The organism is Streptomyces sp. NPDC052012 (assembly GCF_040689265.1).
GTDB lineage: Bacteria > Actinomycetota > Actinomycetes > Streptomycetales > Streptomycetaceae > Streptomyces.
This window is the reverse complement of the sequence record NZ_JBFAXA010000002.1, coordinates 145,127-168,613: the sequence shown is the minus strand read 5'-3', so window position 1 is coordinate 168,613 and position 23,487 is coordinate 145,127. Positions and strand designations below refer to the sequence as shown.

Annotated in this window: 21 protein-coding genes; 10 read left to right on the top strand and 11 right to left on the bottom strand. The window is 73.5% G+C overall.

Annotated features, from left to right (window positions below):
• Positions 1 to 101: 101 nt before the first annotated feature.
• A complete protein-coding gene (locus AB0412_RS04470) occupies positions 102 to 1,487 on the top strand; it encodes a tannase/feruloyl esterase family alpha/beta hydrolase (RefSeq protein ID WP_366400971.1) in 1,386 nt (461 codons plus the stop codon).
• 4 nt (positions 1,488 to 1,491) lie between these two features.
• Here the strand turns inward: AB0412_RS04470 and AB0412_RS04465 are convergent, their stop codons facing one another.
• A complete protein-coding gene (locus tag AB0412_RS04465; protein WP_030822433.1) occupies positions 1,492 to 1,674 on the bottom strand; it encodes a hypothetical protein in 183 nt (60 codons plus the stop codon).
• Between the two features lie 313 nt (positions 1,675 to 1,987).
• Here AB0412_RS04465 and AB0412_RS04460 point away from each other — a divergent pair, with 313 nt between their 5' ends.
• Both AB0412_RS04460 and AB0412_RS04455 read left to right on the top strand, forming a co-directional pair.
• Positions 1,988 to 4,864 (top strand): DEAD/DEAH box helicase, encoded by a 2,877-nt coding sequence (locus tag AB0412_RS04460; RefSeq protein WP_366400970.1) that lies wholly within the window; start codon positions 1,988 to 1,990, stop codon positions 4,862 to 4,864.
• A complete protein-coding gene (locus tag AB0412_RS04455) occupies positions 4,861 to 6,135 on the top strand; it encodes an SWF or SNF family helicase (protein WP_366400969.1) in 1,275 nt (424 codons plus the stop codon). Before AB0412_RS04460 ends, AB0412_RS04455 begins: the two co-directional genes overlap by 4 nt.
• 51 nt (positions 6,136 to 6,186) lie before the next feature.
• On the opposite strand, the gene AB0412_RS04450 is transcribed toward AB0412_RS04455, so the two are convergent.
• Both AB0412_RS04450 and xylA read right to left on the bottom strand, forming a co-directional pair.
• Positions 6,187 to 6,687, bottom strand: coding sequence for a hypothetical protein (locus tag AB0412_RS04450; RefSeq protein WP_366400968.1), 501 nt, complete (start codon positions 6,685 to 6,687; stop codon positions 6,187 to 6,189).
• A 467-nt stretch (positions 6,688 to 7,154) separates the two neighbouring features.
• Positions 7,155 to 8,321, bottom strand: coding sequence for a xylose isomerase (xylA, locus tag AB0412_RS04445; protein WP_366400967.1), 1,167 nt, complete (start codon positions 8,319 to 8,321; stop codon positions 7,155 to 7,157).
• A 146-nt stretch (positions 8,322 to 8,467) separates the two neighbouring features.
• Between xylA and xylB the strand changes: the two genes are divergently transcribed.
• Together xylB and AB0412_RS04435 are read left to right on the top strand one after the other, a co-directional pair.
• Positions 8,468 to 9,913, top strand: coding sequence for a xylulokinase (gene xylB, locus AB0412_RS04440; protein WP_366400966.1), 1,446 nt, complete (start codon positions 8,468 to 8,470; stop codon positions 9,911 to 9,913).
• A gap of 145 nt (positions 9,914 to 10,058) precedes the next feature.
• Entirely contained in the window at positions 10,059 to 11,270 is a 1,212-nt protein-coding gene (locus AB0412_RS04435) for an ROK family transcriptional regulator (protein ID WP_366400965.1), read from the top strand.
• Positions 11,271 to 11,301: 31 nt separating this feature from the next.
• Here AB0412_RS04435 and AB0412_RS04430 read toward each other — a convergent pair whose 3' ends face one another.
• The 6 genes from AB0412_RS04430 to AB0412_RS04405 form a co-directional block, all read right to left on the bottom strand.
• Positions 11,302 to 11,496: a hypothetical protein gene (locus AB0412_RS04430; protein ID WP_260825455.1), complete on the bottom strand. Its 195-nt coding sequence runs from the start codon at positions 11,494 to 11,496 to the stop codon at positions 11,302 to 11,304.
• A gap of 134 nt (positions 11,497 to 11,630) precedes the next feature.
• Positions 11,631 to 12,494, bottom strand: coding sequence for a phosphatidylinositol-specific phospholipase C/glycerophosphodiester phosphodiesterase family protein (locus tag AB0412_RS04425; protein ID WP_366400964.1), 864 nt, complete (start codon positions 12,492 to 12,494; stop codon positions 11,631 to 11,633).
• A 191-nt stretch (positions 12,495 to 12,685) separates the two neighbouring features.
• Positions 12,686 to 13,771 (bottom strand): acyl-CoA dehydrogenase family protein, encoded by a 1,086-nt coding sequence (locus AB0412_RS04420; protein ID WP_366400963.1) that lies wholly within the window; start codon positions 13,769 to 13,771, stop codon positions 12,686 to 12,688.
• Entirely contained in the window at positions 13,768 to 14,949 is a 1,182-nt protein-coding gene (locus AB0412_RS04415; RefSeq protein ID WP_366400962.1) for an acyl-CoA dehydrogenase family protein, read from the bottom strand. The genes AB0412_RS04420 and AB0412_RS04415 overlap by 4 nt, the downstream gene beginning before the upstream one ends.
• Entirely contained in the window at positions 14,946 to 15,923 is a 978-nt protein-coding gene (locus AB0412_RS04410; protein WP_366400961.1) for an NADPH:quinone oxidoreductase family protein, read from the bottom strand. The genes AB0412_RS04415 and AB0412_RS04410 overlap by 4 nt, the downstream gene beginning before the upstream one ends.
• Before the next feature lie 131 nt (positions 15,924 to 16,054).
• Positions 16,055 to 16,636: an XRE family transcriptional regulator gene (locus AB0412_RS04405; protein WP_366400960.1), complete on the bottom strand. Its 582-nt coding sequence runs from the start codon at positions 16,634 to 16,636 to the stop codon at positions 16,055 to 16,057.
• 69 nt (positions 16,637 to 16,705) lie between these two features.
• On the opposite strand from AB0412_RS04405, the gene AB0412_RS04400 reads away from it, so the two are divergent.
• From AB0412_RS04400 to AB0412_RS04380, 5 genes are all read left to right on the top strand, one after another.
• Positions 16,706 to 17,668 (top strand): NAD(P)/FAD-dependent oxidoreductase, encoded by a 963-nt coding sequence (locus AB0412_RS04400; protein ID WP_366401486.1) that lies wholly within the window; start codon positions 16,706 to 16,708, stop codon positions 17,666 to 17,668.
• Between the two features lie 43 nt (positions 17,669 to 17,711).
• Positions 17,712 to 19,250, top strand: coding sequence for an ATP-dependent DNA ligase (locus tag AB0412_RS04395; RefSeq protein WP_366400959.1), 1,539 nt, complete (start codon positions 17,712 to 17,714; stop codon positions 19,248 to 19,250).
• The gene (locus tag AB0412_RS04390; RefSeq protein ID WP_366400958.1) at positions 19,247 to 19,711 is read left to right on the top strand and encodes an NUDIX domain-containing protein; all 465 of its coding nucleotides are present in this window, start codon (positions 19,247 to 19,249) and stop codon (positions 19,709 to 19,711) included. Before AB0412_RS04395 ends, AB0412_RS04390 begins: the two co-directional genes overlap by 4 nt.
• 73 nt (positions 19,712 to 19,784) lie before the next feature.
• The gene (locus AB0412_RS04385) at positions 19,785 to 21,170 is read left to right on the top strand and encodes an NADP-dependent succinic semialdehyde dehydrogenase (RefSeq protein ID WP_366400957.1); all 1,386 of its coding nucleotides are present in this window, start codon (positions 19,785 to 19,787) and stop codon (positions 21,168 to 21,170) included.
• Positions 21,171 to 21,195: 25 nt separating this feature from the next.
• On the top strand, positions 21,196 to 21,432 hold the full coding sequence (locus AB0412_RS04380) for a DUF6213 family protein (RefSeq protein WP_142196766.1): 237 nt from the start codon (positions 21,196 to 21,198) through the stop codon (positions 21,430 to 21,432).
• A gap of 10 nt (positions 21,433 to 21,442) precedes the next feature.
• Here the strand turns inward: AB0412_RS04380 and AB0412_RS04375 are convergent, their stop codons facing one another.
• Positions 21,443 to 22,105 (bottom strand): transcriptional regulator, encoded by a 663-nt coding sequence (locus AB0412_RS04375; protein ID WP_366400956.1) that lies wholly within the window; start codon positions 22,103 to 22,105, stop codon positions 21,443 to 21,445.
• Between the two features lie 95 nt (positions 22,106 to 22,200).
• On the bottom strand, positions 22,201 to 23,427 hold the full coding sequence (locus tag AB0412_RS04370; protein ID WP_366400955.1) for an acyl-CoA dehydrogenase family protein: 1,227 nt from the start codon (positions 23,425 to 23,427) through the stop codon (positions 22,201 to 22,203).
• Positions 23,428 to 23,487 lie beyond the last annotated feature (60 nt).

Here is a 23,487-nt window from a genome sequence, read left to right as displayed (position 1 = left end):
CGCCAACCCATCGATGACGGCGGGGTCGGGCCCGCACGATGGGGCAGCTGTGGCAGCAGCACCTGCCCCTCTTCCGCTTTCCGACCCTTCCGGAGGCCGTCATGCGCCCGTCCCGTGGCGTTCCGTTGCTCGCCCTCGCCCTCGCCCTCGCCTCGGCTGCCCTCACCGCTCCGGCTCCGGCCGCCGCGGCGGGCGAGGGGCACTGTGCCCGCCAGGACCGTGTCCGGGTGCCGGGCGCGGCCCATCAGCGCAGCGCCTGCCTGGCGGACCTGACCACGGCAGGGCTTGCCGGCACCCCGTACACCGACATGGCCGACCAGGCGGGACTGACGGCCGCGGCCACACGGTCGCCGTCCGGCGTGCCAGGGGTGCAGATCGACGGCTACTTCCCGGACTCCTCCCGCTTCAACAACACCCACGGCTGGCGGCACGACGCTCAGTTCGTGATCCGGCTGCCCGACCGCTGGAACGGCGGGCTGGTGGTCACCGGCGCTCCCGGGACCCGCAAGCAGTACGCCACGGACAAGGCGATCTCCGACCAGGTGCTGGCGCGGGGATACGCCTACGCCTCGACCGACAAGGGCAACAGCGGGGTCGACTTCTACCGGGACGGCCGCCGGCCCGGCGACGCGGTCGCCGAGTGGAACGCGCGGACCACCCAGCTCACCCGCGCCGCCAAGCGCGCCGTGGCCCAGCGCTACGGCCACGCCCCGCGCCGCACGTACATCACCGGCATCTCCAACGGCGGTTACCTCACCCGCTGGCAGCTGGAGAACCACCCCGAGCTGTACGACGGCGGTGTGGACTGGGAGGGCGCGCTGTGGACCGCCGACGGGCCCAGCCTGCTCACCTCCCTGCCGACGACGGTGGCCCGGACGATGGGCGCGGCCCGGGACGAGGATCTCCACGCGGTGGGCTTCGCACCCGGCTCCGAATTCCTGTGGCCGTACCACGAGAAGGCCTACTGGGGCCTGACCCAGAAGATCTACCGGGCCGAGTTCGACCCGGCCTACGACCCAGCGTGCCCCGGCCCCTCCGCCGGAAGTACGACGGAGGAGATCCTCGCGCCCTGCGCCTCCGACGCCTCCTACGACTACGCCGCCCGCCCCGCCTCCGTGCACCGTGCGGTGGCCCGGGTGGCACTGAGCGGACGCATCGGACGGCCGCTGATCACCCTGCACGGCGATCTGGACGCCCTGCTGCCCAAGGCGGCCGACTCGGATGTGTACGCCCGCATGATCGACGCGAGCGGACGGGACAGGCTGCACCGTTACTACGCGGTGCGGGGCGGCACGCACGTCGACGGGCTGTACGACACGTACCCGGACCGGCTGCGGCCGATCCTGCCCTGTCACAGCGCGGCGTTCGACGCCCTGGTCGCATGGGTGGAGCGCGGAGTCAGGCCGCCCGCGGACCGCACGATCGGCAGGCCCGCGGACGGCGACGTGGTCGACTCCTGCGCGCTGGGGGATGGCGAGGCGGCATAGCGCCTCAGCGGCCCAGCTCCTTGCGGGAGACGCGGCGCAGCCTGCGCCGCTGTGCGGGGTCCAGGGCGAGGTATGCGGCGGCCGGGACGCCCAGGACTATCAGAAGGGCAGCCCACCAGGGCAGCCAGATCAGCAGGATGAGCCCGGCCGCCACACCCCCCGCGGCGATCTTCGCGTTCTTCGACATGAGTGTCGCCTCCTTCGCGGCCACTGCCGCTCTCTGTCGTGAAAACGGCCCCGCGCCGTCGGCGGTTCCGGATCGCGACCCTGAGACGTCCCTGAGGTGCCGCCCCTAGGGACTCCCGGATGTCGCCGGTTCTCCTCCGCGCGTCCACGTCTTCCGCGGCCCATCCATGGTGACCCGGCTCACACCCCAGGCATACCCGGCCGGCGCCGATCGTGCTGTACCCTCGGCGACTCCGGCTTCACTAGTCAAGTTTGAGGAATAAGTCATCACCGCGCAGACGTCTCCGCCCGCTCCGCTGTCCGCACCCTCCGACTTGTCCGAACTCGCCCACTGCTCCGCCGTGTTCGTGCCCGGCGAGCCGGCCCGCACCGGCCGGGTCGCCTTCTGGCGGCCCGACGGCTCGTCTCCCCCCGCCGTCGCGCCGGGAGACGTCGAGGACCTGACCGTCGCCGTGCCCGGTCCGGACGGGGTCGAACCGGTGGTGGTGCCCGCACTGCTCGTGCCGGTGCGCACCGCCCTGCCCGTGCTCACGCGCGCGCGTGCCGGGCAGCACGGTCACCGGGCCGCCGTCTTCTGGGGCGCCGCCGCCGTGCACGCCCTTCACCTGGTGGCCCGCGGTCTGCTGTTGCCGGGGCTCTCCCCGGCCGATCACGACGCCTGGCGCACCGGACCGCTGGGGCCCAAGGACATCGAGGCGGTGCGCCGGCTGGCCGCCGCCATGCCGCCCGAGGCGCACGCCGTACCGGTGGACGACACCGAGCCGCTGCGGCTGCCCGACCCCGAACGGCTGCTGCGCGCCTTCCTGGACGCGGTCGCCGACTCCCTCCCCCGCACCGCCGCCGCGCCTCTGGTCACCGGCACTCCCGCCTACGCGGCTCCGCGGCCGCAGCGGCTGCCCGAGCTGCGGGCCTGGGCGGCCGACGTCGCCGCGGGCCACGACGCGGGCGTACGGCTGTCCCTGCGTATCGAGGTGGACGGCCTCACGGACCCGCAGGACGCAGAGGCGGAGGATGCCGTAGCGGACGACGGCACCGCCTCCGCGGGCGTGACGTTCCGGGCCGTGCTCCAGGTGCACAGCGTCAGCGACCCCTCCCTCGTCGCGGACGCCGCCGAGGTCTGGTCCGACTCGTCGGGCGGCGCCTTCGGCGCGCCCGCGCGGATGGACGCGCTGCTGGCGCTGCGCCGGGCGGCACGCGCGTGGTCACCGCTCACACCCTTGCTGGCGACGACCGTTCCGGACGCGGTGGAGCTGGCCGACGAGGAGGTCACCGACCTGCTCGTGGACGGCACCCGCGCACTGGCCGGAGCGGGCGTCGACGTGCACTGGCCGAAGGAGCTGACGCGGGAGGTGTCCACCGGCGCGGAGGTCGGTCCCTCCGAGGACGAGCAGCGGGCCGGGCGGTCCGGGTTCGCGGAGGGACCGTCGTTCCTGTCCGCCGACGCCCTGCTCGCGTTCGACTGGTGGTTCGCGCTGGGCGACCGACGGCTCACACGCGAGGAGCTGGACCGGCTCGCCGAGGCCGGCCGTCCGGTCGTGCGACTGCGCGACCAGTGGGTCCTGATCGACCCTCAGGAAGTGCTGCGGGCCCGCGCACGCCAGGACCATAAGGTCACGCCCCTGGACGCGCTCGGCGCGGCGCTGACGGGCTCCGTCGAGGTCGACGGCCGGCGGATCGAGGTGCGGCCGACCGGCTGGCTGGCGGCGCTGCGGGACCGGCTGGCCGATCCCGAGGCGCAGGAGCCCGTCGAGCAGCCGGCCGCGCTCGCCGCCACCCTGCGCGACTACCAGCGGCGCGGCCTCAACTGGCTGGCCCGCATGACGTCCCTGGGCCTCGGCTGCTGCCTCGCCGACGACATGGGGCTCGGCAAGACCGTCACCCTGATCGCCCTGCATCTGCACCGGCAGACCGATCCGGCGGCGGCCGGACCGACCCTCGTGGTCTGTCCCACGTCGCTCATGGGCAACTGGCAGCGCGAGGTCGAACGGTTCGCGCCCGGCACTCCGGTGCGTCGCTTCCACGGCGCCCGCCGCTCGCTGGACGACCTGGCCGACGGCGAGTTCGTCCTGACGACGTACGGCACCATGCGCCTGGACACCGGCCGGCTCGCCCAGGTCGACTGGGGCATGGTCGTCGCCGACGAGGCCCAGCACGTGAAGAACCCGTACGCGTCGACCGCCCGGCAGCTGCGGTCCATCGGCGCACGCGCGCGCGTGGCGCTCACCGGCACCCCGGTGGAGAACAACCTGACGGAGCTGTGGGCGATCCTCGACTGGACGACACCAGGGCTGCTGGGCCGGCTCGGCACGTTCCGCAGGCGGTACGCCGATGCCGTCGAGGGCGGTCAGGATCCGGCGGCGGCGGAGCGACTCGCCCGGCTGGTGCGGCCGTTCCTGCTGCGCCGCCGCAAGTCGGATCCGGGGATCGCGCCGGAGCTGCCGCCCAAGACGGAGACCGATCACGCCGTGTCGCTCACCGAGGAGCAGGCGGGTCTGTACGAGGCCGTGGTGCGTGAGGCGATGGCCGAGATCGCCGAGGCGGACGGCATGGCGCGCCGCGGGCTGATCGTGAAGCTGCTGACGGGGTTGAAGCAGATCTGCAACCACCCGGCGCAGTACCTCAAGGAGGACCGCCCGGTCGTGGCGGGTCGCTCCGGGAAGCTGGAGCTGCTGGACGAACTGCTGGACACGGTGCTCGCCGAACAGGCGGGTGTGCTGGTCTTCACGCAGTACGTGGCGATGGCCCGGATCCTGGAACGCCACCTCGCCGCGCGGGGCGTGCCGGCCCAGTTCCTGCACGGCGGCACACCGGTCGCCGAACGCGAGGCCATGGTGCACCGCTTCCAGGAGGGCGAGGTGCCCGTGTTCCTGCTGTCGTTGAAGGCCGCGGGCACCGGCCTGAATCTGACCCGGGCCGAGCACGTCGTGCACTACGACCGCTGGTGGAACCCCGCCGTCGAGGCCCAGGCGACGGACCGCGCGTACCGGATCGGCCAGACCCGGCCCGTGCAGGTGCACCGGATCATCGCCGAGGGGACCATCGAGGACCGCATCGCCGAGTTGCTGGTCCGCAAGCGGGAGCTGGCCGACGCGGTGCTGGGTTCCGGTGAGGCGGCGCTCACCGAGCTGACGGACGCGGAGCTGGCGGATCTGGTGGCGCTGCGCGAGGACGAGCGAGGGGGACTGCGATGAGCCGGTACGACGGTGAAGGGGCCGATGCGGAGCGGACGTTCGCCGCACTGCCTCCCGCGCGGGGGCGGGGTTTCGCACAGACCTGGTGGGGGCTCGCCTGGCTGACCGCGCTGGAGGGTACGGCGCTGGACGCCCAGCAGCTCAAGGCGGGCCGCAGGCTCGCGCGGGCGGGAGCGGTCGGGGCGGTGTCGGTGCGGCCGGGGCGCATCACGGCGGTCGTCCAGGACAGCGACCGCACGGCGCACCGGGCGGACGTCCTGCTCCAGGAGCTGACGGGCGAGCAGTGGGACCGCTTCCTGGACATGACGGTCGAACGGGCCGGGCATGTCGCGGCGCTGCTCGACCGGGAGATGCCTACGCATCTGGTGGAGGACGCGGAGCTGGCCGGGGTCGAACTGCTCCCGGGTCTCGGCGACCTGGAGCCCGAGTGCGAATGCGGGGCCTGGGACCACTGCGGTCACACGGCGGCGCTGTGCTACCAGATGGCCCGGCTGCTGGACCAGGACCCGTTCGTGCTGCTGCTGATGCGGGGACGGGCCGAACGTGACCTGCTGGAGGCACTCCAGACGCGCGGCGGGACATCCAAGACCGGGGGGCGGCGAGCCGAGGCGGAGGGCGTGGACGCGGCCGAGGCGTACGCGGCCGGGGCCGTCCTGCCGTCGTTGCCGGCCCTTCCGGCTCTGCCGGAGGAGCCGGGCACTCCCCCGTCCCTGGACACGGAGACCCCGCCGGCCGCCGGGATCGACCCCGACGCGCTGGAGTTCCTGGCCGCCCGGACCGCCGCGGAGGCACACCGGCTGCTCGCGGAGGCACTGCGGGACGGGCACGAGCGGCAGGCCGTCGCGGTGGAGCCGACGGTGGCCGAGGACGCGGTGCGGCTGGCCGCCGGGACGCCCGTACGCGCGGTGGAGGACCGCCTCGCCGAGGGGTCGGGGCGCGGCCGGGACGGGCTTGCCGTGGCGGTCCGGGCCTGGCAGCAGGGCGGTGCGGCGGCGCTGGCGGTGCTCGACGAGGAGTGGGCGGTGGACGGCGACGCCCTCGCACGCGCGCGTGCCGCCCTCGGCTCGGCCTGGGAGGAGGACGAACGCCCGCGGCTGAGGGTCCGCGCCAACCGGTGGACCGTCGTCGGCGCGCCGGTCCAGCTGCGCCTGGGCCGGGACGGCCGCTGGTGGCCCTACCGCAAGGAGCGCGGCCGCTGGACCCCGGCGGGAGCCGCCGCCCAGGATCCGGCGACGGCACTGGCGACGGCGGAGGGAGCGGCCGGCGAGTAGTGCCGCGGCAGGCGAGGTCCGCCCATGGCGACGGGGCCCGCGTCGAGGGCGTCAGGGCGCGGCGGCCTCGCCCACGGATGGCAGCAGCGATTCCAGACCGCTCGGCAGATGGCTGGGGAAACCGGACGGCCACGCTGTCGGGACGTCGGACGGCAACTCGGAGGGGAAACCTGACGGGAGCTCGGACGGAAGTGCGGTGGGGAATCCCGAGGGCAGCCGGCTCGGCAGACCGCTGGGCAGCTCGGACGGGATGCCCAGGGACGGGTCGGGCGAGCCGCGGGTGCCCGTACCGGTCGGCTCCGTGTCCGGCGAGTCCTCGTCGCCCGAGGCGAACAGCACGATCAGGGACAGGACGGTGACGGCCACGATCGCGGCGAGCAGGACCAGCAGCACCCTGCGCCCACCGGGTCCCCGTCCCCCGCCGCCGTGGTCGCCGGGGGGCTCCGGCGGTGGGGCGCCGCCGTACGAGGGCGGTCCGAAACCACCGCCCGGAGGCGGCGTGTCCCCCGGTGGTCCGGCCGGCGGCTGGGGCGGTACGGGTGGAATGGCCATACGCCCCATGGTCGCCGCCGACAGCGCACGGCGCGAGCATGCCGCGCGGAACGGCAGACGCCGCCGAGGCGCACCCGCCGGCGACTGACGCGGACGCCCGTGCCCCAGGGCGGTGCGCGACGCCCACGCGCTCGGCGACGCGTGCGCCGCCCTGGCCGCGCCTGACGGGACACCGGCGTGCGCACCCGGCCCGGCAGCACCCCGGCGGGCACGGGCCGGCCCGGCGCCTCACGCACGCGCGCATCCGCGCCAGGCGACACACCGCACGCGCACGAAAACTCGGCGCCCTGCCTCACCCGGACCGCACCGCGCGCGTGCGCGACCGCCGGACAGCACCGCCGGACACACACGCGCGTGAAGCACCGCCGGACACACCACACGCGCGTGGAGCACGCGGCGGGGCCGCGGCACCCGCCGGACGCGGCGTCAGACGAAGGAGCCGCGCCCGCCGCACGGATCGCGGAGCGTCAGCCCCGAGCCCCCAGCAAGTGATCCATCGCCAACTGGTCGAGCCGCTCGAACGCCATGCCCCGCGCCGCCGCGGCGTCCACGTCGAAGTCCTCGAAGGCGGACCGGTCGTCCAGCAGCGCCTGAAGGCCGTCGGCCGCCGTCGGCTGGGCCAGCTCGTCCAGGCGGGCCGCGCGCAGCGCCTCCTGGACCTCCGGGTCGGCGCGGAAGGCCGCCGCGCGCTCCTTGAGGATGAGGTAGTTGCGCATGCAGCCCGCGGCCGACGCCCACACGCCGTCGAGGTCCTCGGTGCGCGGCGGCTTGAAGTCGAAGTGCCGCGGGCCGCTGTAGCCGGCCGACTCGAGCAGGTCCACCAGCCAGAACGCGGCCCGCAGATCACCGGCGCCGAAGCGCAGGTCCTGGTCGTACTTGATGCCGGACTGGCCGTTGAGGTCGATGTGGAAGAGCTTGCCCGCCCACAGCGCCTGCGCGATGCCGTGCGGGAAGTTCAGCCCGGCCATCTGCTCGTGGCCGACCTCCGGGTTGACGCCGTACAGCTCGGGGCGCTCCAGGCGCTCGATGAACGCCAGCGCGTGCCCGACTGTGGGCAGCAGGATGTCGCCGCGCGGCTCGTTCGGCTTGGGCTCGATGGCGAAGCGCAGGTCGTAGCCCTGGGAGGTGACGTACTCGCCGAGCAGGTCGAAGGCCTCCTTCATCCTCTCCAGCGCCACGCGTACGTCCTTCGCCGCCCCGGACTCGGCACCCTCACGGCCACCCCAGGCGACGTAGACCTGCGCGCCGAGCTCGACCGCGAGGTCGATGTTGCGGATGGTCTTGCGCAGCGCGTAGCGGCGCACGTCGCGGTCGTTGGCGGTGAACGCGCCGTCCTTGAACACCGGGTGGGTGAAGAGGTTGGTGGTGGCCATCGGCACCTTCATGCCGGTGGAGTCCAGTGCCTGCCGGAACCGCTTGATGTGTTCCTCGCGCTCGCTGTCGCTCGAGCCGAAGGGGATGAGGTCGTCGTCGTGGAAGGTGACGCCGTAGGCGCCCAGCTCGGCCAGGCGCTGCACCGACTCGACGGGATCGAGGGCGCGCCGGGTGGCGTCGCCGAAGGGGTCCCGTCCCTGCCAGCCGACGGTCCACAGGCCGAAGGTGAATTTGTCCTCGGGGGTGGGCTGGTGGCTCATGCCGCGGCTCCTTGCTCGCTGAGGCTATTTCGTCATGGCGATTTACAAATTAGTATGCGAGCGCACTTCTGGGAAGTCACAAGGTGTCCCGATCCGCCCGTGACACATCCCGCAGAGCCGCCCGAGCCCGGAAGAGGGAGAGACCGATGTCAGCAGCCGAGGGTCCGCTCGTCGTCGGCGTGGACTCGTCCACCCAGTCCACCAAGGCGCTCGTCGTCGACGTCGCCACCGGGAGGGTGGTCGCGAGCGGCCAGGCACCGCACACGGTGACCTCGGGCGCGGGCCGGGAGAGCGATCCGCGCCAGTGGTGGGAGGCCCTGTGCGAGGCGCTGCGCCAGTGCGGCGAGCCGGCGCGCGAGGCCGCCGCGGTGTCCGTCGGCGGGCAGCAGCACGGCCTGGTCACCCTGGACGAGCACGGCGAGCCGGTGCGCCCGGCCCTGCTGTGGAACGACGTGCGCTCCGCGCCCCAGGCCCGCCGGCTGACCGAGGAGCTGGGCGGCGCGAAGTTCTGGGCCGAACGCACCGGCAGCGTCCCCGCCGCCTCCTTCACGGTCACCAAGTGGGCCTGGCTGGCGGAGCACGAGCCGGAGGCGGTCCGCGCCACCCGGGCGGTACGGCTCCCCCACGACTACCTCACCGAGCGGCTCACCGGTCAGGGCACCACCGACCGCGGTGACGCCTCCGGCACCGGCTGGTGGGCGTCCGGGACCGAGGCGTACGACGAGGAGATCCTCGCCCACGTGGGGCTGGACCCGGCGCTGCTGCCGCGCGTGGTGCACCCCGGCGAGGTGGCCGGAACCGTACGCGACCACCACGACCTGCCGTTCTCCAAGGGCACCCTGGTGGCCTGCGGCACCGGTGACAACGCCGCCGCCGCGCTGGGCCTCGGGCTGCGGCCCGGCGTACCCGTGATGAGCCTCGGCACCTCGGGCACGGTGTACGCCGTGTCGCGCCGGCGGCCCGCGGATCCCAGCGGCACCGTGGCGGGTTTCGCCGACGCCCGCGGCGACTGGCTGCCGCTCGCCTGCACGCTCAACTGCACGCTCGCCGTGGACCGCGTCGCCACGCTGCTGGGCCTGGACCGTGAGGCGGTCGAGCCCGGCGGTGGCGTCACCCTGCTGCCGTTCCTGGACGGCGAACGCACCCCGAACCTCCCGAACGCCTCCGGCCTGCTGCACGGACTGCGCCACGACACCACCGGCGGCCAGCTGCTCCAGGCCGCCTACGACGGTGCCGTGCACTCCCTCCTCGGCGCCCTCGATCTCGTCCTCGACGAGGACGCGGACCCGTCGGCCCCCCTGCTGCTGATCGGCGGTGGCGCCCGCGGCACGGCCTGGCAGCAGACCGTACGGCGGCTGTCGGGGCGGCCCGTGCAGGTGCCCGAGGCGAGGGAACTGGTCGCGCTCGGTGCGGCGGCACAGGCGGCCGGGCTGCTCACCGGGGAGGACGCGGCGGCGGTCGCCCGGCGCTGGAACACGGCCGCCGGGCCGGTCCTGGAGGCCGTGGAACGGGACGAGCAGACGCTGACCAGGATCGCCGGGGTACGCTCCGACGCGGCGCAGCTCCTGGACCGCGGCGCCGACACCGACTGACGGCGCGGCAGAGCGGTCCGCGGCAGGGGCGGACGCTGACGGCGCGGCAGAGCGGCCCGCGGCGAGGGCAGACGATGACGGTGTGGCCGGCCGCGCCCGGCGGCCACACCACCCGTGACACGACCGACCGAGGACTGACGGAGGCATGAGCGCACCGCTGCACGAGGCACGACCGGCGGTCGGTCCGGGGCGGGCGCTGCCCGACACCCAGCAGGGCATGCGCCGCCGCAACCTCTCGCGCGTGATGCACACCGTCAGCGCCGAGGGACCGCTGTCCCGGGCCGCAGTCGCCTCACGCATCGGTCTGACCCGGGCCGCGGTGTCGACCCTCGTCGACGAGCTGATCCGCTCGGGGCTGCTGGAGGAGCTGGGCCCGGAGCGTCCCGGTCGGGTGGGCCGCCCCGGCTCGGCGCTCGCGGTCAGCGGGCACGGCCCCGCGGGCATCGGCGCCGAGGTGGGTGTCGATCATCTCGCCGTGTGCGCGATCGACCTGCGCGGAGAGGTCAGGGCGCGGGCGGTGCGGCACGCGGCGAACCGGGACCGCGCACCCGAACCGGTGATCGCGGAACTGGCGGAGCTGATCGGCCGGGTCGTCGCGGAGGCGGAGGGCGAGGGGCTGTGGCCGGCGGGGCTCGCCGTGGCCGTGCCGGGTCTGGTGGCCCGCGACGCCCGGACCGTCGTCCGCGCGCCGAACCTCGGCTGGCAGGACACCGACCTCGGCGCGCTCCTCCCGGACCGGTTCCCGCTGACGGTGGGCAACGAGGCCAACTTCGGCGCCCTTGCCGAACTCTGGCTCGGCGAGGGCACCCCGCGGGACTTCCTGCATGTGTCGGCGGAGATCGGCATCGGCGCGGCCGTGGTCGTCGACGGGCGGCTGCTGCACGGCAACCGCGGTTTCGCGGGCGAGCTGGGTCATGTGCCGGTGCACCCGGACGGTCCGGCGTGCCCGTGCGGGGGCCGGGGCTGCCTGGAGCAGTACGCCGGTGAGGAGGCCGTGCTGCGGGCGGCGGGCCTGGAGCCCGGTGAGGACCGCGTGGGCCTGCTCGCGGGCCGCGCCGAACGGGGCGACACGGACGTACGACGCGCCCTGAACGAGGCGGGAACCGCGCTCGGCATCGCCCTGACCGGCGCGGTGAACCTGCTCGACCCGGAGGGTGTGGTGCTGGGCGGCGCGCTGGCGGGCCTCGCGCCCTGGCTGCTGCCGTCGCTGCGGTCGGAGCTGGCGCGGCGCACCGCCGGGCCGGCCTGCCCCGTCACGGTCTCGGCGCTCGGGCCGCAGGGGCCGCTGCTGGGCGCGGCGCACTCGGTGGTGCGGGGCGTCCTGGACGACCCGGCCGCGGTGGCCGAACGCGCCTGACGCCGAGCTGGTCCGGGCCGCCCGAGCGGGCTCACGGCCGCAGGCTGCTGACGATGTCCGCCGTGGCGGTGAGGCCGCTGTGGATGGTGGGGGCGATGCTGGTGCTGGCCAGGTAGAAGCCGAGCAGCAGACAGACCAGGGCGTGGGAGAACTTCAACCCGCCGTTGCGCAGGAAGATCACCGCCAGGATCCCGAGCAGCAGCACCACAGAGATGGAAACGGCCATCGTCAACCTCCTCCGCCACGTCCGCTTCGCGGCGTTCGGCCGCAAGTGTGGCGTAGCGGAGGGTTCATCCGGGCGGCTGAGGCGTCCTCCGAACGAGTGGTGTCCGCCCCGGACGGGGTCCGGGCCGACGGCGTCTACGCCGGGCGATACGCGTCGAGGAAGGACTCCAGGCCCGCCAGGTCGTCGGTGTTGAGGTAGTCCACGTCCGCGGCGACCAGTTCACCCCACAGGGCGTCGCGCTCCGGGCCCGGCAGGTCAGGGGTGGCCCAGAACCGCACCTTCTGCCCGCGTGCGTGGGCCGTGCGCACGATCTGCCGCAGCTTCGCACGCTCGGTCTCCGGGAACGCGCCGACACCCCGCCAGGTGAAGTGCAGCGTCCAGTTGTCGCTGATCAGCGGGATGAAGGAGGCCCGCGCCGGGCCGCCGAGGTCGGCCAGCCGGCCGTCGTAGAAGGCGCGGCGCACGCGCTGCGCCTCCATCGGGAGCCGGGCCGCGCGGTCGCCGGAGACGACGGCGGTGACCGGCCCGGGCAGCACCCGGCCGTGCGCGTAGGTGGTGAACAGGTGCCGGTAGCGGCGCAGATGGCGGTCCAGTTCCAGGTAGGTGGACGACCCCTCGGTCTTGATGTCGATGAGCAGCTGAAGGGGCTTGGAGTACCCCCGGTACACCGAGCCGCGGTGGGCGCGGACGCGTGCGGCGAGGGGCTCGAGGTAGAGGGACTCCAGCGTGCGGGACGGGTCGAGGTCCACGGGGTCGTGGGCGACGAGGAGTTGGTCGCCGACCAGGAAGATGTCGGCCTCGACGCTGCCGAAGCGGTGGTCGAGGGCGTCGAGGAGGGGGCGCGGGTGCTCGTAGTCGTTGTGGGCGTGGGCGCGCCACAACGGGCGCGGGCGGTGCCCCTGTTCACCGGCCAGCGCCTGGGTGGCGGGCAGCGCGACCGAGCCGGCGAGGGCGGCGCCGAGGGTGGTGAGGGCTCTGCGACGGGTGGTGAGGGCCATGCTCTGCCTCCCTGGAAGGACCTGTGGGACCTCAAGGAGTATGAGGTCCGCCCGGGGCCAAGGAGCAGGGTCGTGCGGGGAGTTGGCCGATCCGCCGTCGCGCGTTCACCTCACCGGAGCAGGCCGGGCACACGAAGAGCCCGCCCCCGTGCGGGGACGGGCTCCGGCCGTGGCTCGGAACGCTCCGCGGGTCAGGGCGCCCGGAGGTCCACCAGTTCGGCCAGCGCCTCACGGTGGGCGCCCGCGGTGCCGTAGGCGATCGAGTCGGCCTTGGCACGCTTGAGGTAGAGGTGGACCGGGTGTTCCCAGGTCATGCCGATTCCGCCGTGCAGTTGCAGGGCCTCCTCGGCCGCGTGGACGGCGACGGAGGTCGCGTAGGCCTGGGCGACGGCGACGGACACGTCGGCGTCCTGGCCGGTCGCGAGGGCGTCGGCGGCGGCGCGGGCGGCGGCGCGGAGGTTGACGACCTCCAGCCACAGCTGGGCGAGCCGGTGCTTGAGCGCCTGGAAGCCGCCGACGGGGCGGTTGAACTGCTTGCGGTCCTTCAGGTAGCGCACGGTTTCGGTCAACGTCCAGTCGGCGAGACCGAGTTGCTCCGAGGCCAGCAGTCCGGCACCCGCGCGCAGGGCGCGTCGTACGGCGGGTTCGGCGTCACCGAGGCGGCGGCCCGAGGCGCCGTCGAACGCCACCGTGGCGACCGGCCTCGTGAGGTCCAGGGACGTCTGCGGGGTCACGGTGACCGCGTCGGCCTCCACCGCGTACAGCCCGCCGTCGTCCGCCGGGACGAGCAGCACATCGGCGACGCCGGCGTCCGCGACGGCACTCACCTCGCCGTGCAGCGTGCCGTTCTCCGCCCGGACGGTCGTGAGGGCGCCCCCCGGAGCGGTGTGCAGTCCGACGGCGAGAGCACCGATCCTCCGCCCCGAGGCCAGTTCGGCGAGCAGCTCGCCGCCGCCGTCGCAGGCGAGCAGCGCCTCGGTGGCCACGACCGCACTGGTCAGGTACGGCACGGGAGCGACCGCGCGCCCCAGCTCCTCCAGCACGACGGCGGCCTCGCGGTGGGTGGCACCCTGGCCGCCCCGGTCCTCGGGGACGAGCAGGCCCGCGAGCCCCATGCCGTCGGTGAGGGCCTTCCACAGCGACAGGTCGTGCGGGGCGTCCGTCTCGGCGCGGGCGATCACGCCTGCCGCGTCGCAGTGGTCCGTGAGCAGGTCACGGACGGCGGCGCGCAGTGCCTCTTCCTCCTCCGAGTACAGGAGGTCCGGCTGTGTGCTCATCGGGCGAGGTCCTTCCAGGCGACGTCCTTGTCGGTGCGCGGCTCGGCCGGCAGGCCCAGGACGCGCTCGGCGACGATGTTCAGCAGGACCTCGCTGGTCCCGCCCTCGATGCTGTTGCCCTTGGAGCGCAGGTAGCGGTAGCCGGCCTCGCGGCCGGTGAAGTCGACCTGCTCCGGACGGCGCATGGTCCAGTCGTCGTACAACAGGCCCTCGGCGCCGAGGAGTTCCACTTCGAGGCCGCTGATGGCCTGGTTGAGGCGGGCGAAGCCCAGCTTCATGCCGGCGCCCTCGGGGCCGGGCTGGCCTGCCACGAGCTGCTGGCGCAGGCGTTCGCCGGTGAGGCGGGCGACCTCGGCGTCGACCCAGAGTGTCAGCAGCCGCTGGTGCAGGTCGTGGGTGCGCAGTTCGGGGCGTTCGCGCCAGGTCCGGGAGACCGGGCCGATCATGCCGCCCTCGCGGGGCAGCCGCATGCCGCCGATGGCGACGCGTTCGTTGTTCAGCGTGGTCTGCGCGACGCGCCAGCCGTCACCGACCTCGCCGAGCCGGCGGGAGTCGGGGATGCGGACGTCGGTGAGGAAGACCTCGTTGAACTCGGCCTCGCCGGTGATCTGGCGCAACGGCCGCACCTCGACGCCCGGGTCGGTCATGTCGCACAGGAAGTAGGTGATGCCCCGGTGCTTGGGCACGTCCGGGTCGGTGCGGGCGATGAGGATGGCCCAGCGGGCGACATGGGCGCTGGACGTCCAGACCTTCTGCCCGTTGACCACCCACTCGTCGCCCTGCCGGACGGCTCGCGTGCCGAGCGCGGCCAGGTCGGATCCGGCGCCGGGCTCGCTGAACAGCTGGCACCAGACCTCCTCGCCGGTCCACAGCGGCTTCAGGAACCGCTGCTTCTGCTCCTCGGTGCCGTACTGGAGGATGGTCGGCGCGGCCATGCCGAGGCCGATGCCGATGCGCCGGGGGTCGTTGTCGGGCGCCCCGGCGGCCTCCAGTTCGGCGTCCACGACGGCCTGGAGCGAGCGGGGCGCGCCGAGGCCGCCGAGCCCTTCGGGGAAGTGCACCCAGGCGAGACCGGCGTCGAAGCGGGCGCGCAGGAAGTCGAGGCGGTCGGTGTCGGCGGGAGCGTGCGCGGCCAGGAACTCCTGGGTGCGGCGGCGCAGTTCGGCGGCGTCGGTCATGCGGCGGCTCCGTTCTCCAGCGAGGGCAGCACGGCGACGCGGCCGGTGGTGACACCGTCGGCGACGCGCTGCACGGCGTCGGCGGCCCCGGCGAGCGGCACGCGCTCGCTCACCAGCGGCTTGATCGCGCCGCGAGCGGCCAGTTCGGTGAGCTGCTCGTGGCAGTGCTGGACCAGCTTGGGGTTCTTGGTGTTGTACAGGCCCCAGTGCAGGCCGAGGATCGAGTAGTTCTTGACCAGGGCGTGGTTCAGCGCCGGGCTGGGGATCGTGCCGCTGGCGAAGCCGACCACCACGATCCGGCCCTCGAAGGCGACGACCTTGGCGGACTGTGCGTAGGCCTGGCCGCCGACCGGGTCGTAGATCACGTCGGCGCCCCGGCCACCGGTGGCTTCCTTGACGGCGGCGACCACGTCCTGTTCGCGCCGGTCGATCACCACGTCACAGCCCAGCTCGCGGGCGACGGCCACCTTGGCGGCGCCGCCGACGACACCGATGACGGTGGCGCCGGCGGCCTTCCCCAGCTGCACGGCCGCGCTGCCGACCCCTCCTGCGGCAGCGTGGACGAGCAGCGTCTCTCCGGCCTCCAGACCGGCCCGGCGGTGCAGACCGAACCAGCCGGTCTGGTAGCCGATGTGCAGGGCGGCCGCCTCGGCGTCGTCCAGCGCGTCGGGCGCGGGCAGCAGCGCCCTCGCGTCGGCGACGGCGTACTCGGCGAAACCGCCGTGGGGCAGCGCCGGGTTGGCGATCACGCGGCGCCCGTCCTCGGTCTCGCCGCAGATCTCCACGCCCGGCGTGAACGGCAGCGGCGGCCGGACCTGGTACTGGCCCCGGCACAGGAGCGCGTCGGGGAAGTTGATGTTGGCGGCGCGCACCTTCAGCAGGACCTGACCCTCGCCGGGGGTGGGCGTCTCGACGTCCTCGAGCCGCATCACCTCGCCCGGCTCACCGTTCTCGTGCACTTGCCATGCCTGCATGCGGGGCCTCCACGGGGGACTGCTTCGTCTGACCGGGGTCGGTTCGCATACTAAGCGGTCGCTTGCCGATGAGGGAACAGCCGGAGGCACCTCGGACGCGAGTAAGACGCGTCACTCACGGAACAGGCAGGTCAGGCATCTCCCGCCCGCTTCGGCCGCGCCCGCACATGCATCCGCTCGCCCTGCGGCCCGAACAGACTGAGGAACTCCACCGACCCCTCCCCCGTCGAGCCGAACCAGTGCGGCACGCGCGTGTCGAACTCCGCGGCCTCCCCCGCCGTCATCACCACGTCGTGCTCGCCCAGCACGACCCGCAGCCGCCCGGACAGCACGTACAGCCACTCGTAGCCCTCGTGCGTGCGCGGCTCCGGCTCCTCCGCGCCCTGCGGCACCAGCACCTTGTAGGCCTGGAGGCCACCGGGCTGCCGGGTGAGCGGCCAGTAGGTGCGCCCGTGCCGCACCAGCGGTCTCGTCGGCACCCTCGGGTCCCCCACCGGGGGCGCACCGACCAGTTCGTCCAGTGCCACCTGGTGCGCCCTGGCGATCGGCAGCAGCAGCTCCAGGCTGGGCCTGCGCAGCCCGGACTCCAGCCGCGACAGGGTGCTGACGGAGATCCCGGTCGCCTCGGACAGCGCGGCGAGGGTGACCTCCCGCTCCTTCCTGATCCGGCGCAGCCGGGGGCCCACTTCCGCGAGAACGTCGTCCGTCGTCATGTGGACATTGCAGTTTCGGCAAAGAAGTTTGTCAATCCGGCAGTCGCTGAGCGACCGTCGGGCGTGGAGGTGGTCGACGTGACCGAGAGCAACGGGAACGAGCAGTACGGGAACGATCGCTACGACGTGGTGGTCGTCGGGGGCGGCGCGGCCGGGCTGTCCGCCGCGCTGGTGCTGGGCCGGGCCAGGCGCCGGACGCTGGTCGTGGACGCGGGCGAGCCGCGCAACGCGCCCTCGTCGCACATGCAGGGCTATCTGTCGCGGGACGGGATGTCACCGGCCGAGTTCCTCGCGGTGGGCCGGGAGGAGATCGCCCGGTACGGCGTCGAGCTGGTCCGGGACCGGGTGACCGACGTGACCGAGGGCGCGGACTTCACCGTCGTCCTGGACGGGGGACGCGAGGTGCGCGCCCGCCGCCTGGTCGTCGCGACCGGGCTCGAGGACGAGCTGCCCGACGTCCCGGGCGTCGCCGAGCGGTTCGGGCGGGACGTGCTGCACTGCCCGTTCTGCCACGGCTGGGAGGTGCGGGACGAGCCGTTCGGCGTGCTCGCGTCCGGCGCGGCGAGCGTGCACCAGGCGCTGATGGTGTCGCAGTGGTCCAAGGACGTGACCTTCTTCCTGCACACCGTCGCCGAGGAGGAGCTGTCCGACCAGGACCTGCGCCGGCTCGCCGCCGCCGGGGTCGACGTGGTGCCCGGCGAGGTCGCCGGGCTGGTCATCGACGGCGACCGGCTCACCGGGGTCCGTCTCGCCGACGGTTCCCTCCACGCCCGGTCGGTCCTCTATGTCGGCCCGCGCCCGGTCCCGCAGACGGGCCTGCTGCGGAAGCTGGGCGCCGAGATGAACGAGACCCCGTTCGGGGCCTACCCGGTGGTCGACGCGACCGGGCTGACCACGGTGCCGGGCGTGTGGGCGGCGGGCAACGCGATCGGTTTCGCCGAGCAGGTGATCCACGCGGCGAGCGGGGGCTACCGGGCCGCGGCGGCGATCGTGGGCGACCTGCTGATGAGCGAACTGGACGCCGGCGTGTAGCGGTCCGGGTGTGGAGCGCACGCCTCCGTAGCACCATGGCTGCATGCTGCTGACCCGGCTGGCCCGTGTGTCCCAGGAGGTCGCCGCCACCTCGGCGCGGTCCCGGAAGATCGCCCTGCTCGCCGAGCTGTTCCGGGAGGCGGAGGCGGAGGACGTGCCGATCGTCATCCCGTATCTGGCGGGCCGGCTGCCGCAGGGGCGGCTCGGGGTGGGCTGGAAGGTGCTGAGCCGCCCGGTCGCCCCGGCCGCCGAGCCCACGCTCACCGTGCGCGAGGTCGACGCCCTGCTCACCACGCTCGGCAAGGTGGCCGGGCCGGGGTCGCAGGCCGAGCGGGCCCGGCTGGTCGGGGAGTTGATGGGCGCCGCCACCGAGGACGAGCAGCGGTTCCTGTTCGGGCTGATCACCGGCGAGGTGCGGCAGGGCGCCCTGGACGCGGTCGCGGTGGAGGGGCTGGCGCAGGCGACGGGGGCGCCCCCGGACGCGGTACGGCGGGCGGTGATGCTCGCGGGCTCGCTGCAGACGGTGGCCGAGGCGCTGCTGGCCCACGGGCCGGAGGCGCTGGAGCGGTTCCGGCTCACGGTCGGCCGTCCGGTGCTGCCGATGCTGGCGCACAGCGCCTCCTCGGTCGCCGAGGCGGTGGAGAAGCTGGGGGCCTGCGCGGTCGAGGAGAAACTGGACGGCATCCGGGTCCAGGTGCACCGTGACGGCGACACCGTGCGCGTGCACACCCGCACCCTGGACGACATCACCGACCGGCTGCCGGAAGTGACCCGGGCGGCACGGGAGTTGCGGGGCGAGCGGTTCATCCTGGACGGCGAGGTCATCTCCTTCGACGCCGAGGGCCGCCCCCGCTCCTTCCAGGAGACCGCCGGCCGGGTCGGTTCGCGGGTGGACGTGACCACGGCCGCCCGCGAGGTGCCCGTCTCGCCCGTCTTCTTCGACGCGCTGTCCGTCGACGGCCGCGACCTGCTGGACCTGCCGTTCACCGAGCGGCACGCGGAGCTGGCGCGGCTCGTCCCGGAGCCGATGCGGGTGCGGCGCACGGTCGTGTCCGGACCGGACGACGTGTCCGAGGCGGAGGAGTTCCTCGCCGAGACCCTGAAGCGCGGCCACGAGGGCGTCGTGGTCAAAGGGCTCGACGCCCCCTACAGCGCGGGCCGGCGCGGGGCTTCCTGGCTGAAGGTCAAGCCCGTGCACACGCTCGACCTGGTGGTGCTGGCCGCCGAGTGGGGTCACGGCCGCCGCACCGGCAAGCTGTCCAATCTGCACCTGGGCGCGCGCACCGCCGACGGCTCCTTCGCGATGCTCGGCAAGACCTTCAAGGGCATGACCGACGCGATGCTGACCTGGCAGACCGAGCGGTTGCGGGAGCTGGCCGTCGACGACAGCGGGTACGTCGTGACCGTGCGGCCCGAACTCGTCGTGGAGATCGCCTACGACGGCCTGCAGCGCTCCACCCGCTACCCGGCCGGCGTCACGCTGCGCTTCGCACGCGTGGTCCGCTACCGCGAGGACAAGCGTCCCGAGGAGGCGGACACGGTCGAGTCCCTGCTGGCCGCGCACCCGGAGGTACGGCCGTGACGGGCCCCCGCAGCGCCGGACTGCTGTTGTTCCGGCACACCGATCAGGGCCTGGAGGTCTTGCTCGGTCATATGGGCGGCCCGTTCTTCGCCCGCAGGCAGACCGGTGCCTGGACCGTGATCAAGGGCGAGTACGACCCGGCCGAACCGGCCTGGGAGGCGGCCCTGCGGGAGTTCCGGGAGGAACTGGGCCTCGAGCCGCCCGACGGGCAGGCCGTACCGCTCGGGGAGGTCCGGCAGTCCGGCGGCAAGATCGTCACGGCGTGGGCCTTGGAGGCCGATCTCGACCCCGCGACGGTGGTGCCGGGCACGTTCGAGATGGAGTGGCCGCCGAAGTCGGGGCGCATCCAGGAGTTCCCCGAGCTGGACCGGGTGGAGTGGCTCGCCCTGGACCGGGCCCGTGAGGTGATCGTCAAGGCGCAGTCGGCGTTTCTCGACCGCTTGGCGGAGCACTCGCCCTGAGGAGCCCTCCCGCGTTGCGCCGCCCACGACCGCGCGGGAAGGTCGAAACGCACAGTCCCGAGGGAGGTCGGCCATGCCCATCGCAACGGTGAACCCGGCGAACGGCGAGACGCTCAAGACGTACGAGGCCATGGGCGAGGAGGAGATCGAGCGCCGGCTCCAGCTCGCCGAGGCCACGTTCCGTACGTACCGGACGACGAGCTTCGACAAGCGGGCCGCCCTGCTGCGCCGCGCCGCCGACCTGCTCGACGAGGACCAGCAGAGCATCGCCCGGGTGATGACCACCGAGATGGGCAAGCCGGTCAAGCAGGCCCGCGCGGAGGCCTCCAAGTGCGCCAAGGCGATGCGCTGGTACGCCGACCGCGCGGCGCGGCTCCTCGCCGACGAGGAGCCCGACGCGTCCGACGTGAAGGACTCCGGTGCCTCCCGGGCCGTGGTGCGCTACCGGCCGCTCGGCCCGGTGCTCGCGGTGATGCCGTGGAACTTCCCGCTGTGGCAGGTGGTGCGGTTCGCCGCGCCGGCGCTGATGGCGGGCAACGTGGGCCTGCTCAAGCACGCCTCGAACGTGCCGCAGACCGCCCTGTACCTGGAGGACCTCTTCCACCGCGCGGGCTTCACCGAGGGCTGCTTCCAGACGCTGCTCATCGGCTCCGGCGCGGTCGACGAGATCCTGCGGGACGAGCGGGTCAAGGCGGCCACCCTCACCGGCAGCGAGCCCGCGGGACGGGCCGTCGCCTCCACGGCCGGCGAGATGATCAAGAAGACGGTGCTGGAGCTGGGCGGCAGCGACCCGTACATCGTCATGCCGTCGGCCGACGTGGACCGGGCCGCCGAGGTCGCGGTGACCGCCCGGGTGCAGAACAACGGGCAGTCCTGCATCGCCGCGAAGCGGTTCATCGTGCACACGGACGTCTACGACGCCTTCGCCGAGCGCTTCACCGAGGGCATGAAGGCGCTGAAGGTGGGCGACCCGCTGGACGAGGGCACGGACGTCGGGCCGCTGGCGAGCGAGCAGGGCCGCCAGGATCTGGAGGAGCTGGTCGACGACGCGGTGCGGGGCGGCGCGAGCGTGCTGTGCGGCGGCGAGCGGCCCGAGGGACCGGGCTGGTACTACCCGCCGACGGTCCTGGCGGGGATCGACCGGGAGATGCGCATCCACCGTGAGGAGGCGTTCGGCCCGGTCGCCACGCTGTACCGGGCGGCGGACCTGGACGAGGCGGTGCTGATAGCCAACGACTCCCTGTTCGGGCTGAGTTCGAACGTGTGGACGCGGGACGAGGCGGAAGTCGACCGGTTCGTACGGGATCTGGAGGCGGGGAGCGTGTTTGTGAACGGGATGACGGCGTCGCATCCGGCGTTCCCGTTCGGCGGGGTCAAGCGGTCGGGGTACGGACGTGAGCTGTCCGGGCACGGAATCCGCGAGTTCTGCAACATCACCACGGTTTGGCAGGGTGCGTGATGCTTCCGGGGCTACGATCCGATCTGTGAACCGCGAAGTGACTCTGCCTCTGATCGTCGACGACCGCGGGACCTTGCAGGTGGCTGCGGCCGATGTCAGCAAGCTGCTGCGGACGGTGGGCGGACGGTGGGTGCGTCTGGTCGAGGCCGGGGAGGAAGGGCTCGACGAGGACACGGTGGCGGCGCTCACCATCGAGCTGGCCAAGCTGGCCGACCGGATCGACGTGGCGTGCATCGCGCACAGCAGCGGCGGAGCCCCGTAGCCGTGCGTTGTCAGGCCGGCCGGTGGAGGGTCCGCCAGAACAGCGACTCGTAGCTCTGCAGCAGGTGGCCGTACGCGCGTGCGCGGTTCTCGTCCAGGCGGCCGGCGTCCAGGGCCGCCCGGACCGCGGCCTCGGCCGTGCGGTCCAGGTCGGGGGCCGGTTCGGCGAAGAAGTCGAAGAAGGCGCACGCCTCGTCGGAGAAGCCGTAGTGGATGCGCAGGGCTCCGGCGATCGTCGCGCAGTAGCCGCCCCACGCCGAGAAGTTGGCGGTCAGGGCCAGGACGGCGTCGGCCGGTGCGGCGTTCAGGGCCAGCCAGGCGACGTAGGCGGGGTACGCCTGGCAGCCCGGCAAGGGGGTGTACGCGGACGCGCGGGCCTCGTCGACGCCGCACGCGGCGGCGAACGTCCCCAGCCGCTCCTGGGCCAGAGCCTCGCCCTGGGCGAGGGCGGTGAAGAAGGCGTCGGCCTCCGGCTCCGCCGTGGACCGCAGGGCCAGCTGCAGGAACGCACGGCGGTCGGCGGGGATCACCCACATCTGTTCCAGGGCGAGCACGGCCAGGACGTCCCGGTCCGCCTCTCCCGAGGCGATCAGCGGCACCAGGGGATTGGACCGCGGGTCGGGGGCGAGCTCCCCGGTGATCGTCTCCAGCAGGTCCCGAGCCGTGCGTGTCATCGCGTCCTCCGTCGCGTCGGTCACCCATGAGGGTTCCCCGACGGCCGGGAAGGGGCAACCCGGCGGGACCGGCGGGTCGCCCCTTGTCGCGCCGTTCAGCGGATCGGCATGCCCGACAGGGTGCGGGCGATGACGAGACGCTGGATCTCGCTCGTGCCCTCGAAGATCGTGTAGATCGCGCTGTCGCGGTGCATCCGCTCCACCGGGTACTCGCGGGTGTAGCCGTTGCCGCCGAGGATCTGGATCGCCTGGGCCGTGACCTTCTTCGCCGTCTCGCTGGCGAACAGCTTGGACATCGAGCCCTCGGCCGCCGTGAACGGCCTGCCGTTGATCGCCATCCAGGAGGCACGCCAGACGAGGAGGCGCGCGGCGTCGATCTGGGTGCGCATGTCGGCGAGCTGGAAGGCGACGCCCTGGTTGTCGATGATCGGGCGGCCGAACTGCTCACGCGTCTGCGCGTACTCCAGGGCCACCTCGTACGCGGCACGGGCGGTGCCGACCGCCATGGCGCCGACGGCCGGACGGGACGCCTCGAACGTGGCCATCGCGGCGTTCTTCACACGCTCGCCGCCCTGCCTGGCCTTCTCCCGGGCGCGGGCGAGGCGCTCGTCGAGCTTCTCCTTGCCGCCGAGCAGGCAGGAGCCGGGCACGCGCACGTTGTCCAGGATGACCTCGGCGGTGTGCGAGGCGCGGATGCCGTGCTTCTTGAACTTCTGGCCCTGGGACAGACCCGGGGTGCCCGGCGGGACGATGAAGGAGGCGTGGCCCTTGGAGCCGAGCTCCGGGTCGACGACCGCGACCACCACGTGGACGTTGGCGATGCCGCCGTTGGTCGCCCAGGTCTTGGTGCCGTTGATCACCCACTCGTCCTTGGCCTCGTCGTACACCGCGCGGGTGCGCATGGAGGCCACGTCGGAGCCGGCGTCGGGCTCGGAGGAGCAGAACGCGGCGACCTTGACATCGTTGGCGTCGCCGTACATCTGGGGGATCCAGGTGCCGATCTGCTCCTCGGTGCCGTTGGCGAGGACGCCGACGGCGGCGAGACCGGTGCCGACGATGGACAGGGCGATGCCCGCGTCGCCCCAGAACAGCTCCTCCATCGCCATGGGGATGCCGAGACCGGTCGGGTCGAAGTACTGCTGCGCATAGAAGTCGAGGGAGTAGATTCCGACCTTGGCGGCCTCCTGGATGACCGGCCAGGGAGTCTCCTCACGCTCGTCCCATTCGGCGGCCGCGGGGCGGATGACATCGGCGGCGAAGCCGTGCAGCCAGTCCCGCACCTCCTTCTGTTCGTCGTTGAGCTCCATGGTGAACTCGGCCATGTCCCCTCCAGCGGCGACGCACGTGCGTGTTACTTGCGGTAACCGCAGTCTGTTACCGGT

Excerpts from the sequence above, each read along its gene's own strand:
- AB0412_RS04425 (WP_366400964.1), bottom strand. The coding sequence starts at position 12,494 with ATGGCCCTCACCACCCGTCGCAGAGCCCTCACCACCCTCGGCGCCGCC.
- AB0412_RS04405 (WP_366400960.1), bottom strand. The coding sequence starts at position 16,636 with ATGACGACGGACGACGTTCTCGCGGAAGTGGGCCCCCGGCTGCGCCGG.
- AB0412_RS04370 (WP_366400955.1), bottom strand. The coding sequence starts at position 23,427 with ATGGCCGAGTTCACCATGGAGCTCAACGACGAACAGAAGGAGGTGCGG.
- AB0412_RS04435 (WP_366400965.1), top strand. The coding sequence starts at position 10,059 with ATGAGCGCACCGCTGCACGAGGCACGACCGGCGGTCGGTCCGGGGCGG.
- xylA (WP_366400967.1), bottom strand. The coding sequence starts at position 8,321 with ATGAGCCACCAGCCCACCCCCGAGGACAAATTCACCTTCGGCCTGTGG.
- AB0412_RS04395 (WP_366400959.1), top strand. The coding sequence starts at position 17,712 with ATGCTGCTGACCCGGCTGGCCCGTGTGTCCCAGGAGGTCGCCGCCACC.
- AB0412_RS04430 (WP_260825455.1), bottom strand. The coding sequence starts at position 11,496 with ATGGCCGTTTCCATCTCTGTGGTGCTGCTGCTCGGGATCCTGGCGGTG.
- AB0412_RS04410 (WP_366400961.1), bottom strand. The coding sequence starts at position 15,923 with ATGCAGGCATGGCAAGTGCACGAGAACGGTGAGCCGGGCGAGGTGATG.
- AB0412_RS04465 (WP_030822433.1), bottom strand. The coding sequence starts at position 1,674 with ATGTCGAAGAACGCGAAGATCGCCGCGGGGGGTGTGGCGGCCGGGCTC.
- AB0412_RS04385 (WP_366400957.1), top strand. The coding sequence starts at position 19,785 with ATGCCCATCGCAACGGTGAACCCGGCGAACGGCGAGACGCTCAAGACG.
- xylB (WP_366400966.1), top strand. The coding sequence starts at position 8,468 with ATGTCAGCAGCCGAGGGTCCGCTCGTCGTCGGCGTGGACTCGTCCACC.
- AB0412_RS04450 (WP_366400968.1), bottom strand. The coding sequence starts at position 6,687 with ATGGCCATTCCACCCGTACCGCCCCAGCCGCCGGCCGGACCACCGGGG.
- AB0412_RS04470 (WP_366400971.1), top strand. The coding sequence starts at position 102 with ATGCGCCCGTCCCGTGGCGTTCCGTTGCTCGCCCTCGCCCTCGCCCTC.
- AB0412_RS04420 (WP_366400963.1), bottom strand. The coding sequence starts at position 13,771 with ATGAGCACACAGCCGGACCTCCTGTACTCGGAGGAGGAAGAGGCACTG.
- AB0412_RS04455 (WP_366400969.1), top strand. The coding sequence starts at position 4,861 with ATGAGCCGGTACGACGGTGAAGGGGCCGATGCGGAGCGGACGTTCGCC.
- AB0412_RS04375 (WP_366400956.1), bottom strand. The coding sequence starts at position 22,105 with ATGACACGCACGGCTCGGGACCTGCTGGAGACGATCACCGGGGAGCTC.
- AB0412_RS04415 (WP_366400962.1), bottom strand. The coding sequence starts at position 14,949 with ATGACCGACGCCGCCGAACTGCGCCGCCGCACCCAGGAGTTCCTGGCC.